General features: G+C 62.0%; 16 protein-coding genes and 1 other RNA gene. 11 read left to right on the forward strand and 6 right to left on the reverse strand.

All coding sequences use genetic code 11. The features are described from left to right. Positions 1-130: 130 nt before the first annotated feature. The 5 genes from trxA (at position 131) to HU737_RS23685 (ending at position 5,452) form a co-directional block, all read left to right on the forward strand. Complete coding sequence (gene trxA, locus HU737_RS23665; RefSeq protein WP_186555829.1) at positions 131-460, forward strand: thioredoxin TrxA; 330 nt, start codon at positions 131-133, stop codon at positions 458-460. Positions 461-688: 228 nt separating this feature from the next. Beyond that, positions 689-1,948, forward strand: a complete 1,260-nt coding sequence (rho, locus tag HU737_RS23670; protein ID WP_119146917.1) for a transcription termination factor Rho — start codon at positions 689-691, stop codon at positions 1,946-1,948. Positions 1,949-2,112: 164 nt separating this feature from the next. Next, positions 2,113-3,579: a 4-hydroxy-3-polyprenylbenzoate decarboxylase gene (gene ubiD, locus HU737_RS23675; protein WP_186555830.1), complete on the forward strand. Its 1,467-nt coding sequence runs from the start codon at positions 2,113-2,115 to the stop codon at positions 3,577-3,579. Then, complete coding sequence (locus HU737_RS23680) at positions 3,579-4,547, forward strand: CDP-6-deoxy-delta-3,4-glucoseen reductase (RefSeq protein ID WP_186555831.1); 969 nt, start codon at positions 3,579-3,581, stop codon at positions 4,545-4,547. The genes ubiD and HU737_RS23680 overlap by 1 nt, the downstream gene beginning before the upstream one ends. Before the next feature lie 254 nt (positions 4,548-4,801). Further along, the gene (locus tag HU737_RS23685) at positions 4,802-5,452 is read left to right on the forward strand and encodes a gamma-glutamylcyclotransferase (RefSeq protein WP_186555832.1); all 651 of its coding nucleotides are present in this window, start codon (positions 4,802-4,804) and stop codon (positions 5,450-5,452) included. 200 nt (positions 5,453-5,652) lie between these two features. On the opposite strand, the gene HU737_RS23690 is transcribed toward HU737_RS23685, so the two are convergent. Then, a complete protein-coding gene (locus HU737_RS23690; RefSeq protein ID WP_186555833.1) occupies positions 5,653-6,630 on the reverse strand; it encodes an NADPH:quinone oxidoreductase family protein in 978 nt (325 codons plus the stop codon). 157 nt (positions 6,631-6,787) lie between these two features. On the opposite strand from HU737_RS23690, the gene HU737_RS23695 reads away from it, so the two are divergent. Continuing rightward, positions 6,788-7,192, forward strand: coding sequence for a flagellar basal body-associated protein FliL (locus HU737_RS23695; protein ID WP_186555834.1), 405 nt, complete (start codon positions 6,788-6,790; stop codon positions 7,190-7,192). 66 nt (positions 7,193-7,258) lie between these two features. On the opposite strand, the gene HU737_RS23700 is transcribed toward HU737_RS23695, so the two are convergent. Next, a complete protein-coding gene (locus HU737_RS23700) occupies positions 7,259-7,711 on the reverse strand; it encodes an EVE domain-containing protein (RefSeq protein WP_186555835.1) in 453 nt (150 codons plus the stop codon). Between the two features lie 175 nt (positions 7,712-7,886). On the opposite strand from HU737_RS23700, the gene HU737_RS23705 reads away from it, so the two are divergent. After that, positions 7,887-8,036 carry a hypothetical protein gene (locus HU737_RS23705; protein ID WP_186555836.1) on the forward strand — a complete coding sequence of 50 codons (150 nt, stop codon included), beginning with the start codon at positions 7,887-7,889 and terminating at the stop codon, positions 8,034-8,036. A 19-nt stretch (positions 8,037-8,055) separates the two neighbouring features. Here the strand turns inward: HU737_RS23705 and HU737_RS23710 are convergent, their stop codons facing one another. The 4 genes from HU737_RS23710 to HU737_RS23725 all read right to left on the reverse strand — a co-directional run bounded on the left by HU737_RS23710 (position 8,056) and on the right by HU737_RS23725 (position 9,466). Next, a complete protein-coding gene (locus tag HU737_RS23710) occupies positions 8,056-8,664 on the reverse strand; it encodes a 5-formyltetrahydrofolate cyclo-ligase (protein WP_186555837.1) in 609 nt (202 codons plus the stop codon). Positions 8,665-8,745: 81 nt separating this feature from the next. Next, positions 8,746-8,925, reverse strand: a non-coding RNA gene (ssrS, locus tag HU737_RS23715) — 6S RNA. 17 nt (positions 8,926-8,942) lie between these two features. Further along, the gene (locus HU737_RS23720) at positions 8,943-9,260 is read right to left on the reverse strand and encodes a cell division protein ZapA (protein ID WP_186555838.1); all 318 of its coding nucleotides are present in this window, start codon (positions 9,258-9,260) and stop codon (positions 8,943-8,945) included. Beyond that, positions 9,257-9,466, reverse strand: coding sequence for a TIGR02449 family protein (locus HU737_RS23725; RefSeq protein WP_186555839.1), 210 nt, complete (start codon positions 9,464-9,466; stop codon positions 9,257-9,259). Before HU737_RS23725 ends, HU737_RS23720 begins: the two co-directional genes overlap by 4 nt. A 153-nt stretch (positions 9,467-9,619) precedes the next feature. Between HU737_RS23725 and HU737_RS23730 the strand changes: the two genes are divergently transcribed. The 4 genes from HU737_RS23730 to HU737_RS23745 are packed head-to-tail and all read left to right on the forward strand — an operon-like array spanning position 9,620 to position 13,205. Further along, on the forward strand, positions 9,620-10,174 hold the full coding sequence (locus HU737_RS23730) for a YecA/YgfB family protein (RefSeq protein ID WP_186555840.1): 555 nt from the start codon (positions 9,620-9,622) through the stop codon (positions 10,172-10,174). A gap of 21 nt (positions 10,175-10,195) precedes the next feature. After that, positions 10,196-11,530 carry a Xaa-Pro aminopeptidase gene (pepP, locus tag HU737_RS23735; RefSeq protein ID WP_186555841.1) on the forward strand — a complete coding sequence of 445 codons (1,335 nt, stop codon included), beginning with the start codon at positions 10,196-10,198 and terminating at the stop codon, positions 11,528-11,530. Next, on the forward strand, positions 11,527-12,726 hold the full coding sequence (gene ubiH, locus HU737_RS23740) for a 2-octaprenyl-6-methoxyphenyl hydroxylase (RefSeq protein ID WP_186555842.1): 1,200 nt from the start codon (positions 11,527-11,529) through the stop codon (positions 12,724-12,726). The genes pepP and ubiH overlap by 4 nt, the downstream gene beginning before the upstream one ends. After that, positions 12,723-13,205, forward strand: coding sequence for a DUF4442 domain-containing protein (locus tag HU737_RS23745; protein WP_186555843.1), 483 nt, complete (start codon positions 12,723-12,725; stop codon positions 13,203-13,205). Before ubiH ends, HU737_RS23745 begins: the two co-directional genes overlap by 4 nt. Positions 13,206-13,212: the final 7 nt, after the last annotated feature.

Here is a 13,212-nt window from a genome sequence, read left to right on the forward strand (position 1 = left end):
ACTGATATGACAGTTTCGATTCGTGGCGTCTTGCACAACTATAGTTACACTCAATCGAGCGTGACTTCCTGTAGGCGGCCGGTGCGGCTATGATGGGCCACGTTTTTTGCTTACGAACCTGGAGATATCCATGAGCAGCGACCTGATCAAACATGTCACCGACGCCACCTTCGAGGCTGAAGTCCTGAAGGCAGAAGGCCCGGTGCTGGTCGACTACTGGGCTGAATGGTGCGGCCCGTGCAAGATGATCGCTCCAGTCCTGGACGACATTGCTTCGACCTACCAAGGCAAACTGACTGTCGCCAAGCTGAACATCGACGACAACCAGGAAACCCCGGCCAAGCACGGCGTGCGTGGCATCCCGACGCTGATGCTGTTCAAGAACGGCAACGTCGAGGCGACCAAGGTCGGCGCGCTGTCCAAATCTCAGCTGGCTGCGTTCCTCGACGCAAACATCTGATGTGAAAAAGCCCCGCAAATGCGGGGCTTTTCTTTTTTCGAGCACTAGACGCCGAAAAAAGCAAGTGTTACATTCGGCCTCGCACTGCTTCTTCAGTGCCCTCTGCACGCCGTCGCCGACGCATCCCTAATTCGAATCAGTACGCGATCCTGTCGCCAATCTTGCGGCGCGGCTTCATTAAGCCAGAAGCTTAATCCTCCCTTCTTACATGATTACGTCACTCCCCTTATGAACCTGACTGAACTCAAGCAAAAGCCGATTACCGATCTGCTGGAAATGGCCGAACAGATGGGCATCGAAAACATGGCCCGTTCGCGCAAGCAGGACGTGATTTTCGCCCTGTTGAAGAAACACGCGAAAAGCGGCGAAGAGATCTCGGGTGACGGCGTGCTGGAGATTCTCCAGGATGGCTTCGGTTTCCTGCGTTCGGCTGATGCGTCCTACTTGGCCGGCCCAGACGACATCTACGTCTCGCCTAGCCAGATCCGCCGTTTCAACCTGCGTACCGGCGACACCATCGTCGGCAAGATCCGCCCGCCGAAGGAAGGGGAGCGTTACTTCGCGCTGCTCAAGGTCGACACGATCAACTTCGACCGTCCGGAAAACGCCAAGAACAAGATCCTGTTCGAGAACTTGACGCCGCTGTTCCCCAACAAGCGCCTGAAGATGGAAGCCGGTAACGGTTCCACCGAAGACTTGACCGGCCGCGTCATCGATCTCTGCGCCCCGATCGGCAAAGGCCAGCGCGGCCTGATCGTCGCCCCGCCAAAAGCGGGCAAGACCATCATGCTGCAGAACATCGCGGCCAACATCACCCGTAACAACCCCGAGTGCCACCTGATCGTGCTGTTGATCGACGAGCGCCCGGAAGAAGTGACCGAAATGCAGCGCACCGTGCGCGGCGAAGTGGTCGCTTCCACCTTCGACGAGCCGCCGACCCGCCACGTGCAGGTTGCCGAGATGGTCATCGAGAAGGCCAAGCGCCTGGTCGAGCACAAGAAAGACGTGGTCATCCTGCTCGACTCGATCACCCGTCTGGCGCGTGCCTACAACACCGTGATCCCAAGCTCCGGCAAGGTCCTCACCGGTGGTGTCGATGCTCACGCCCTGGAGAAGCCAAAACGCTTCTTCGGTGCTGCGCGTAACATCGAGGAAGGCGGTTCGCTGACCATTATCGCCACCGCGCTGGTTGAAACCGGCTCGAAGATGGACGAAGTGATCTACGAAGAGTTCAAAGGTACCGGCAACATGGAGCTGCCGCTGGATCGCCGCATCGCCGAGAAGCGTGTGTTCCCGGCCATCAACATCAACAAGTCGGGTACCCGTCGCGAAGAGCTGCTGACCGCTGACGACGAGCTGCAGCGCATGTGGATTCTGCGCAAGCTGTTGCACCCGATGGATGAGATCGCCGCCATCGAGTTCTTGACTGACAAGCTCAAGCAGACCAAGACCAACGATGAGTTCTTCCTGTCGATGAAGCGCAAGTAAGCGATTCGTTTCACAGGCTGATGATTTGGGGCTGCTGCGCAGTCCTTCGCGGATAAGCCCGCGAAGGGTCGCGCAGCGGCCCCAAGTCATTTTTGCATCCTAAAACGGCTTGATCAGCGCTACACTCTGCACCCCGACCGATACGGCCAACACGAGGCTCACGCATGCAGTATCGCGATTTGCGCGACTTTATCCGTGGCTTGGAACAGCGCGGCGAACTCAAGCGCATCCAGGTTCCGATTTCACCCGTCCTGGAAATGACCGAAGTCTGCGATCGCACCTTGCGTGCCAAGGGCCCGGCGTTGCTGTTCGAAAAGCCTACCGGCTTCGACATTCCAGTGCTCGGCAACCTGTTTGGCACCCCGGAGCGGGTGGCCATGGGCATGGGCGCCGAATCGGTCGACGAGCTGCGTGAAATCGGCAAGCTGCTGGCCTTCCTCAAGGAGCCCGAGCCGCCCAAGGGGCTCAAGGACGCCTGGTCGAAACTGCCGATCTTCAAGAAAGTCGTGTCGATGGCGCCCAAGGTCATCAAAGACGCGGTGTGCCAGGAAATCGTGGTCGAGGGCGAAGACGTCGACCTCAGCCAGTTGCCGATCCAGCACTGCTGGCCGGGCGATGTGGCGCCGCTGATCACCTGGGGCCTGACCGTCACCCGCGGGCCGAACAAAGAACGCCAGAACCTGGGCATCTATCGCCAGCAGGTGATCGGCCGTAACAAGGTCATCATGCGTTGGCTGAGCCACCGTGGCGGCGCTTTGGATTATCGCGAGTGGTGCGAAAAGCATCCTGGCCAGCCATTCCCGGTGGCGGTAGCCCTGGGCGCGGACCCGGCGACCATTCTTGGCGCTGTGACCCCGGTGCCTGACACCCTTTCCGAATACGCCTTCGCCGGCCTGCTGCGCGGCAACCGTACCGAGCTGGTCAAGTGCCGTGGCAGTGACCTGCAGGTGCCGGCCACTGCGGAAATCATCCTGGAAGGGGTGATCCACCCAGGCGAGATGGCCCCCGAAGGCCCATACGGCGACCACACCGGTTACTACAACGAGGTGGACAGCTTCCCGGTGTTCACCATCGAGCGCATCACCCACCGGCGTAATCCGATCTATCACAGCACCTACACCGGCCGTCCACCGGATGAGCCGGCGATCCTTGGCGTTGCGCTGAACGAAGTGTTCGTGCCGATCCTGCAGAAGCAGTTCCCGGAGATCATCGACTTCTACTTGCCGCCCGAAGGTTGCTCGTACCGCATGGCGGTAGTGACCATCAAGAAGCAGTACCCAGGCCATGCCAAGCGGGTAATGTTGGGTGTCTGGTCGTTCCTGCGACAGTTCATGTACACCAAGTTCGTTATCGTTACCGACGACGACGTCAACGCCCGCGACTGGAACGACGTAATCTGGGCCATCACCACGCGCATGGACCCCAAGCGTGATACGGTGATGATCGACAACACGCCAATCGACTACCTGGACTTCGCGTCGCCGGTATCGGGGCTGGGGTCGAAGATGGGCCTGGATGCAACGCACAAGTGGCCGGGCGAGACTACACGCGAATGGGGCCGAGTCATCGTCAAGGACGATGCCGTCACCCGCCGTATCGATGAGCTGTGGGATCAGTTGGGAATAGATTGATGCAGGTAACGTTGCAGCCGTCCGGGGCGGTACTGGCGCTTGAACCCGGTGAAAGGATTCTCGATGGCGCCCGGCGCCTGGGTTACGACTGTCCGAGCAGCTGCCGCAACGGCAATTGCCACGTCTGCGCTGCGTTGCTGGTGGAAGGGCGGGTGCGCCAGGACGGTGAAGTGCGTGATCACGGCGAACTGTTCACCTGCATCGCCGAGCCGCTGGAGGACTGTATCTTGCTCTGGGACGGTGTACTTGCCTTGGGCGAACTGCCGGTACGAACCTTGGCCTGCACGGTGAGCGAGTGCGTCGAGGTGGGTGGCGACGTCTGGCGCGTGCGCCTGCGCGCTCCGGCCGGCAAGCCGCCGCGTTATCACGCCGGCCAGTACCTGATGATCGAGCGCGACGGCGCCGACAAGGCAGCCTTCTCGCTGGCCTCCGCGCCGCACGGCGGGCGCGATCTGGAGCTGCACGTGCTGGCGCGCGAAGCCAGTGCCGTGGCGCTGATCGAGCAATTGCAGCGCGATGGTATTGCGCGTATCCAGCTGCCGTTTGGCGATGCACATTTGGCCGAGCTGCCCGATGGGCCACTGGTGCTGATCGCCGCCGGCACCGGCATGGGCCAGATGCACAGCCTGGTCGAGCATTGCCGGGCCAATGGCTTCAAGCACCCGGTGCACTTGTATTGGGGCGTGCGTCGTCCGGAAGACTTCTACCAGATCGAGCACTGGGATGAGTGGCAGCGCCTGCCCAACCTGTTCCTGCACAAGGTCGTCAGTGACCTGTGTGGCTGGGAAGGGCGTTGCGGCATGCTGCATGAGGCAGTTTGCGAAGACATCGCCGACCTCAACGATGTGCACGTGTATGCCAGTGGTTCGCCAAATATGGTCTATGCCACGCTCGATGCGTTGGTTGAGGCCGGCATGGATGCGCACCGCATGCGTGCCGATGTATTCGCCTATGCCCCGCGCGGCTGAATAGTTAGTCGACGCTAATAACCAAAGTGTCCGGCGATGATTATAAGGCGGTAAATTGTTACCGCCGCAGCCAATAACTTTCACTATACTCGAAACAATACCGTGCAATCGCTTGCAGGGCCCGTAGTTCGGCGGCTCAGGGGTGCATGGGGCTTGTGCGATGGATACTTTCTGCCGTACGGTAAGTCCAGCGGAGCGTCACTGAGTTACAGTGGCGTTCTTCGTTAGTTCTCGGGGAATAATGGCGGCAGCTTATGTCGGCAATTGAAAGTCTATCTTGGCAGGTACCCTATCCGCCGTCGCTCGACTTCGGTCAGCAACTGACTCGCGAGCAACTGTTCAATTCGATGCAGTCGACCATGGCGCGCCATCACGGTGGGCCGGTGTGGCTGTTTGCCTATGGCTCACTGATCTGGCGCCCGGAATGTCATTCGGTCGAACGCCAGCGGGCGCGGGTGCATGGCTATCATCGCGGGCTGTACCTGTGGTCGCATGAGCACCGCGGCACGCCGGAGTGCCCAGGGCTGGTGTTCGGGCTCGATCGCGGCGGCTCATGCAGTGGCTTTGCCTATCGCCTGGAGGAGAGCAACCTGGATGAGTCGCTCATGGCCTTGTGGCAGCGCGAGATGCCATACCCTGCGTATCGGCCGCATTGGCTGACTTGCCGCTTGAATGATGGCAGCAAGGTTCAGGCGCTAGGGTTCGTTCTGGAGCGGCATCTGCCGTGCTATGCCGGTGATCTGCCGGATGGCTTGCTCAGCCAGATTCTGGCCAGCGCCAAGGGGCGCTATGGCAGTACCCGAGATTACGTCGAGCAGACCCTCAATGCACTGCGCAGTCACCAGATGCCCGATCGCAATCTTGAGGCGCGGTTCAGGCGTTGCCATAACTTGCGTGAGGTCTGAAGTTTTTGTCGGCTGCCCCGGCCTCTTCGCGGGCAAGCCCGCTCCCACAGGGACCGAGCTGTCATTGATGGCTGCGCTGTACCTCTGAGTGCGGTCACGGGCGCTCCCACAGATACCGCATCGACATCAAAGACACCGCTATCCCTGTGGGAGCGGGCTTGCCCGCGAAGAGGCCAGAAGCGACATTTAGGGTCTAAATCCTACCTGGCCAGTACCACCAACTTACCCACAGCCTGGCGCTGAGCCAGTCGCTCGATTGCCGCCCCGGCCTCCGCCAGTGGATAAGTCTGCGACACCAGTGGCTTTACCTTGCCTTCGGCATGCCAGGCAAACAACTGACGGAAGTTGGCTGCATTATCCTCAGGCTGACGCTGGGCGAACGATCCCCAGAACACCCCGACCACCGAGGCACCCTTGAGCAGCGCCAGGTTCACCGGCAATTGCGGAATCGTCCCACTGGCAAAACCCACCACCAGCAACCTGCCATTCCAGGCCAGGCCGCGTACTGCCTGGTCAAACAACTCACCGCCAACCGGATCGTAGATAACATCCACGCCCTTGCCGCCCGTCAGGCGCTTGATTTCATCCTTCAGGCTAGCCTTGCTGTAGTCGATCACCTCATCGGCGCCGGCAGCCTTGGCCACCTGCAGTTTCTCTTCGCTACTGGCGGCGGCGATCACCTTGGCGCCCATGGCCTTGCCAATCTCCACTGCGGCAAGCCCTACACCCCCCGAAGCACCAAGTACCAGCAAGGTCTCCCCTGGCTGCAGGTTGGCGCGTTGGCGCAGGGCGTGCATCGAGGTGCCGTAGGTCATGCCAAACGCCGCAGCAGTGGTGAAGTCCATGCTCGGCGGCACTGGCAGCACGTTATAGAACGGCACCGCCACCTGCTCGGCAAAGGCGCCCCAGCCGGTCAGAGCCATGACCCGGTCGCCGACCTTGAAGGCACCCGCTTTCGCGCCCACGGCGGCGACTACCCCCGCGGCCTCGCCACCTGGCGAGAATGGCAGTGGCGGCTGGAACTGGTATTTGCCTTCGATGATCAGGGTATCGGGGAAGTTGACCCCGGCGGCGTGCACGTCGAGCAGGATCTCGTTGATCTTGGGCGTAGGGCTGGCCGCCTCTTCCAGCACCAGATCGCGCGCCGGGCCAAGGGTTTTGCACAACACAGCTTTCATCGGGGCTATTCCTTTGCGTGTGGTGGCCGATAAGTGTAAGAGGGCCAGTTGCCGGGTCAACGAGCATGGCCCGGCCTGATGGGCTGGCATAAGCCCGGGCTTGGGTTTGAACGAAGTGCTGGGTAAGCTGGCGCCAACTGTATTGAGGAGCGAATTCGTGAAAGCGTGGATCTTGATGGTACTGGCGCTGCTGCTGCCAGCGACGGCCATGGCCGAGGCAGCCAAGGAAGGGGAGCCGAAGGTTTCCTACATCAGCCTGAGCCCGCCCTTTGTCGGCAACTACGCGCTCGATGGTAGTCCCAAGTTGCGCGTGTACAAGGCTGACGTGGCCCTGCGAGTAACCGGTGACGCCGCCGCCACTGCGGTCAAGCACCACGAGCCGCTGATCCGTAACCAGCTGGTGGCGCTGTTCACCCAGCAGGCTGTGGATAACATGAGCAACGTCGAGGCCAAGGAGAAGCTGCGTCAGGAAGCCCTGAAGCAGGTGCAGCAGGTGATGGAAGCCGAAGAAGGCAAGCCGATCGTCGAGGATCTGCTGTTCAATAACTTGATTGTGCAGTGATTTGATATCGACCCAGCCTTCTCGCCGGCGAGCCTGCGAAAAAGCTGGGTCAGCCAGCGCGTCACTTCACCCAGCCAGGACCATGATCGCCGCCCACTGCTCTGGGGTAACCGGCATCACCGACAGTCGCGTGCCTTTGTGCACCAGCGGCAGCTCCTCAAGTGCAGTCTGTTGCTTGAGCAGGCCTAACCCCAGCACCTGCTTGAACGTCTGCACATGCGCTACATCTACCGCGCTCCATGGGTTTTTCTCGGCAGTCGCCTTGGCGTCGTGATAGGGGCTTTCAGGGTCGAGCGCAGTCGGGTCCGGGTAGGCCGCCGCAGTGATCTTGGCGATACCGGCGATGCCTGGTTGCGGGCAGCTGGAGTGGTAGAAGAAGAACGCGTCGCCTACGCTCATTTCCCTCAAGAAATTGCGCGCCTGATAGTTGCGCACGCCGTCCCAGCGCGCCTCGCCCAGGCGGGCCAAGGCTTCGATGGAGAGCTCGTCGGGCTCGGATTTCATCAGCCAATAGGCCATGGACGCTGCTCCTGACAAAGTTTGAAATAACCTGTTGCATGAAACCGACAGCCGGTTGGCGTCAACGTTTGCGTGTCGACGCACGTTGTCGGAAAATGCGCCGATTTTAAGCGACATGCTCCGCCAGCACCGAAAAAGCTAGCGAGCCAGAACAGTTTGCCTAGGGGGGCAATCGATGAACAAACGCAAACCGGACCTGCTTTGGGTCTTGGCCTTCATTTTCGGCCTGGGGGTTGTCACCACCGGTTATGCGCAGAGTTTCTGGGAGCGCAAGATGGACATCGCCTACCAGACGCCCGTAGAGTCTGCCCCGCAACAACGCTAAGCCTTGGCCTGGCGCGCCTTTAGTTGCGTGCCAGGTACCAGCCACGGTCCGAGACCGTTCCTTGCAGCGGCACATCCCAACTGGCCTGGGCCAGTCGCTCTACTTTCTGACACTCATGGGCCAGCCCCAGCAGTAGCGGTTTTTTCCAGGTCTTGCGACGTGCCTGGTAGGCCAGGCTGCGGTCATAGAAGCCACCGCCCATACCCAGTCGCCCCCCCACTTCATCGAAGCCCACCAACGGCAGCAGGATCAAGTCCAGCGCCCAGATTGGCCGTTGCCGCTTGCGCTCGACTACAGGTTCCGGAATACGGAAGCGATTGGGCCGTAGTTTTTCCCCATGCTCGAAACGCTGAAACACCATGCGCGTCGCTGGCCAGGCATGCAGCACTGGCAAATAGGTGCGCTTGCCCCGGCGTTGGGCTTCGCGCAGCAGCAGGCGTGGGTCGATCTCGCCATCGTTGGGAAGGTACAGGGCAATGTGCTTCGCCCGGCGAAACAGTGGGTGCTGCGCCAGTTGGCGGTACAGGCCGAGGGTCGCCTGGCGTTGCTGGGCCGGGGTAAGGGCGCGGCGGGCATGGCGCAGCAGGCGGCGTAGTTGAGGGCGGGTGAGCGGCGCGGTGTCGGTCATGGCACGAGCGTTCCCAGAGGTGTCGGCCGCCGTGGCGGCCAAACCAATTGCCCGCCGGAGGAGGCGGGCAATGAAGCATTCAGGCTCCCCGATAAGACCGCTATCGGTGTAGCCCTTGAACCCGAAAGTTCAAGGTGGAGATTGCAGGGGGCGTTAAGGCTTTCCGTCGGGCGGACATGCACACCGGCCCCAGCGTGCAACCCCCGTGGTTGTGCGTATCGGCTCAGGGACATAACCGACTGGCGCATCCCCCAGGGAGTGGCGCCAGTATACCAACCTCAGCCGTTTTTGGTACCCGTGTCGTCGGCCAATGCATTGTCGACCCGCTCCAGCAGGTCACGCACCTGCTCACGGGTAGTGCCGCCGCTGACCACATCCGGGGTGTCCTGACGGTGCAGCATTTCGTGGGTGATGTTCAGCGCTGCCATGACCGCGATGCGATCAGCGCCAATCACCTTGCCGCTGCTGCGGATCTCACGCATCTTGCCGTCCAGGTAGCGTGCCGCGCTGACCAGGTTGTTGCGCTCCTCGGGCGGACAGATGATCGAGTATTCCTTGTCGAGGATCTGGACGGTGACGCTATTGCTTGAACTCATGAGTCTTGCTCCAGGGCCTTGAGCCGCAAGATCATCGATTCGACCTTGCGCCTTGCGATCTCGTTCTTGTCGATGAGGTGGGCGCGCTCTTCGCGCCAGGATTTTTCCTGAGCTACTAGGAGTGCATTTTGCCGTTTAAGTTGCTCGACGCGCTCGATCAGCAACTCAAATCGGCTCATCAGCGCTTGCAGGTCGTTGTCTTGCATGGGTTGCACTCGTTTCGCTCCATCGTTGACTGCCTGGCGATCATGCCTGTGCCAGGCCCTCGGCGGCCAGTGCCGATGGTCTTGGCGCGCCTGCCGGTGCTAGGATACAAGGTCTTCATTCTAGACATTGCGCCGTCTGGCGCCTAGCAGCCCATGCCCAATACACAATCGCCCTACATCGCCTTCGCCATGTTGCTTTCGAGCAATGGCCACCCTGTCACCCCTGCCGAGCTGCATGGCCTGCTGATCGGCCGCAGCTGCGCCGGCGCCGGGTTCGATGCCGATGCCTGGCTGGCTGACGCAGCCCAGCTGCTCGAGACCGAGCCTGGTGACACAGTTCGCAACGCTTTGATCGGCCTGCAAGAGATGGTCAAGGCCGAGCTCACCGGCGAAGACGTCGCCATCGTCCTGCTGCTGCCGACCGACGACGCGGCGCTGGCCGACCGTGCCGCCGCGCTGGGCCAGTGGTGCCAGGGCTTCATCAGTGGTTTCGGCCTGAATGCCGGCGGCAAGGACCTGTCCACCGACGCCAAGGAAGTGCTGCAGGACCTGGTAGCCATTTCCCAAGTCCAGGAAGCGCTGGAAGAGTCCGAGGACGGCGAAAGCGACTACATGGAGGTCATGGAGTACCTGCGCGTCGCCCCGTTGCTGCTGTTCACGGAATTGAACACCCCAGCAGCACCTGCGCCAAAGCCATCGCTGCATTGATCTGAACGGGGTCGTTTGCCCATGAGCCACATACCCAAGGCGGAGTATGCCCGTCGGCGCAAGGCGCTGATGGCGCAGATGGTCCCCAACAGCATCGCCATCCTGCCAGCCGCTGCGGTTGCCATTCGCAACCGCGACGTCGAGCACGTGTACCGCCAGGACAGCGACTTCCAGTACCTCAGCGGCTTCCCGGAGCCAGAGGCGGTGATCGCGCTGATTCCTGGCCGCGAGCATGGCGAGTACGTGCTGTTTTGCCGTGAGCGCAACCCTGAGCGCGAGCTGTGGGATGGCCTGCGCGCCGGCCAGGAAGGCGCGGTGCGCGACTTTGGCGCCGACGATGCCTTCCCGATCACCGATATCGACGAGATCCTGCCGGGTCTGATCGAAGGGCGCGATCGGGTCTACACCGCCATGGGCAGCAACCCCGAGTTCGATCGCCGGCTGATGGACTGGATCAACGTCATACGCTCCAAGGCGCGTCTCGGTGCCCAGCCGCCGAACGAATTCGTTGCCCTGGATCACCTGCTGCACGACATGCGCCTGTATAAATCGGCGGCAGAGGTGAAGGTGATGCGCGCTGCTGCGGACATTTCCGCCCGCGCCCATGTGCGGGCCATGCAGTCCTGTCGCGCCGGGCTCTACGAATACAGCCTGGAAGCCGAGCTGGACTACGAGTTCCGCAAGGGCGGGGCGAAGATGCCGGCCTACGGCTCGATCGTCGCCGCCGGGCGCAACGGCTGCATCCTGCACTACCAGCAGAACGACGCCTTGCTCAAGGACGGCGATCTGGTGTTGATCGACGCCGGTTGCGAGATCGACTGCTACGCCAGCGACATTACCCGCACCTTCCCGGTCAGCGGGCGGTTTACGCCAGAGCAGAAGGCGATCTACGAACTGGTGCTCAAGGCTCAGGCGGCAGCGTTTGCCGAGATCGCCCCTGGCAAGCACTGGAACCACGCCCATGAAGCGACCGTGCGGGTGATCACCGAAGGGTTGGTCGAGCTGGGGCTGCTCAAAGGCGAAGTGCAGGCGCTGATCGACGCCGAGGCGCATCGCGCCTTCTACATGCACCGCGCCGGGCACTGGCTGGGTATGGATGTGCATGACGTTGGCGAATACAAGGTTGGTGGTCAGTGGCGAGTGCTCGAACCGGGCATGGCGCTGACCGTCGAGCCGGGCATCTACATTGCCGCCGACAACCAGGATGTGCCGAAGAAATGGCGTGGCATCGGGATCAGGATCGAGGACGACGTGGTCGTGACCAAGCAAGGCTGTGAAATTCTTACCTCGGGCGTGCCACGTACTGTCGCCGAGATCGAGGCGCTGATGGCTGACGCACGCAGGGACGTGGCATGACCCGGGTCAACCTGGCGATCATTGGCGGCGGCCTGGTCGGTGCCAGCCTGGCCCTGGCCTTGCAGGCCGGCGCCAAGGCGCGGGGCTGGAAGATCCTGTTGATCGAGCCGTTCGCTCCGGGCGACAGCTTCCAGCCGAGCTACGATGCGCGCTCCTCAGCGCTGTCGTTCGGCACTCGGCAAATCTACGAGCAACTTGGCGTGTGGCAAACCCTCAGCCCGCGCGCCGAGCCGATCCGCCAGATCCACGTGTCCGACCGGGGCCGCTTCGGCGCGACCCGTCTGGATGCCAGCGAAGAAGGCGTGCCAGCGCTGGGTTACGTGGTGGAAAATGCCTGGCTTGGCCAGTGCCTGTGGCAAAGCCTGGACCGCGACGTGGTCAGCTGGCGCTGCCCGGCCGAGGTCAAGGCCATGCAGCCGATCGAGGGCGGCTATCGCTTGCAGCTCGATGACGACACCAGCCTTGAGTGCGACCTGGCGGTGCTGGCCGATGGTGGTCGTTCCGGCTTGCGTGAGCAACTGGGCATCCATGTGCGGCGCCGACCCTACGACCAGAGCGCGCTGATCGCCAATATCAGCCCCGGCGAGGCCCATGCTGGCCAGGCCTTCGAGCGCTTCACAGAGCAAGGCCCGATGGCGTTGCTGCCGTTACCTGAGAACCGCTGCGCGCTGGTCTGGACCCGCCAGGGAATGGATGCCAAGCGCCTTGCCGAAATCGACGAGCGCAGCTTCCTGCGTGAGTTGCAGGACGTGTTCGGCTATCGCCTGGGTGCGCTGCGCCAGGTTGGCGTGCGACACCTCTACCCGCTGGCGCTGGTCGAGGCCGAGGAGCAGGTGCGCCCCCATCTGGTCGTGCTGGGCAATGCCGCGCACAGCCTGCACCCGATTGCCGGGCAGGGCTTCAACCTGTCCCTGCGCGATGTGCAGACCCTTGCCGAAGGCCTGTTGGCCGGCCCTGCGCAGCCGGGCGATCTGGCGACCTTGCAGGTCTATCACCAGCGTCAGCGCCTGGACCAGGCGCTGACCATCGGCTTTTCCGACCAGGTCACCCGCGTATTTGGCAGCGGTCAGCCATTGCTGGCGGCCGGGCGCAACCTCGGCCTGTTGGGCCTCGACTTGCTGCCTCCGGCCAAACGCTGGTTCGCCCGCCAGGCCATGGGCCTGGGCACTCGGCCTGACCTGCGGGGTCGCGCATGAGCGATCCACGCAAGCTCGCGCGCAAGGCCCGGATGCTGCGCTGGCTGCTCAACTTCTACCCGCCTTACCTGGGCGCCGGTATCCGTGTGCAGCACATCAGCCCGGACATGAGCAGCGTCAAGGTGTGCATGAAGCTCACCCGTTGGAACCGCAACTATGTCGGCACCCAGTTCGGCGGCAGCCTGTACTCGATGGTCGACCCGTTCTACATGCTGCTGTTGATCGAGCGCCTGGGCCGCGAATATATCGTCTGGGATAAAGCCGCCAGCATCGATTTCATCTCCCCTGGCAAAGGCCCGGTGTACGCCGAGTTCCATGTCGACGACGCGATGCTCGACGACATCCGCCAGCAGACCGCCAGCGGCAAGAAGTACCTGCCCCGTCTGCAGGTCGATATCCGCGATGGTGCCGGTGAGCTGGTGGCGCGGGTCGATAAAACCCTTTATGTACGGCTCAAGCCGCAAGCGAGGCAGGCGTAAAGCATGG

This window comes from Pseudomonas urmiensis, assembly GCF_014268815.2.
In the GTDB taxonomy this organism is placed as follows: Bacteria; Pseudomonadota; Gammaproteobacteria; order Pseudomonadales; family Pseudomonadaceae; genus Aquipseudomonas; species Aquipseudomonas urmiensis.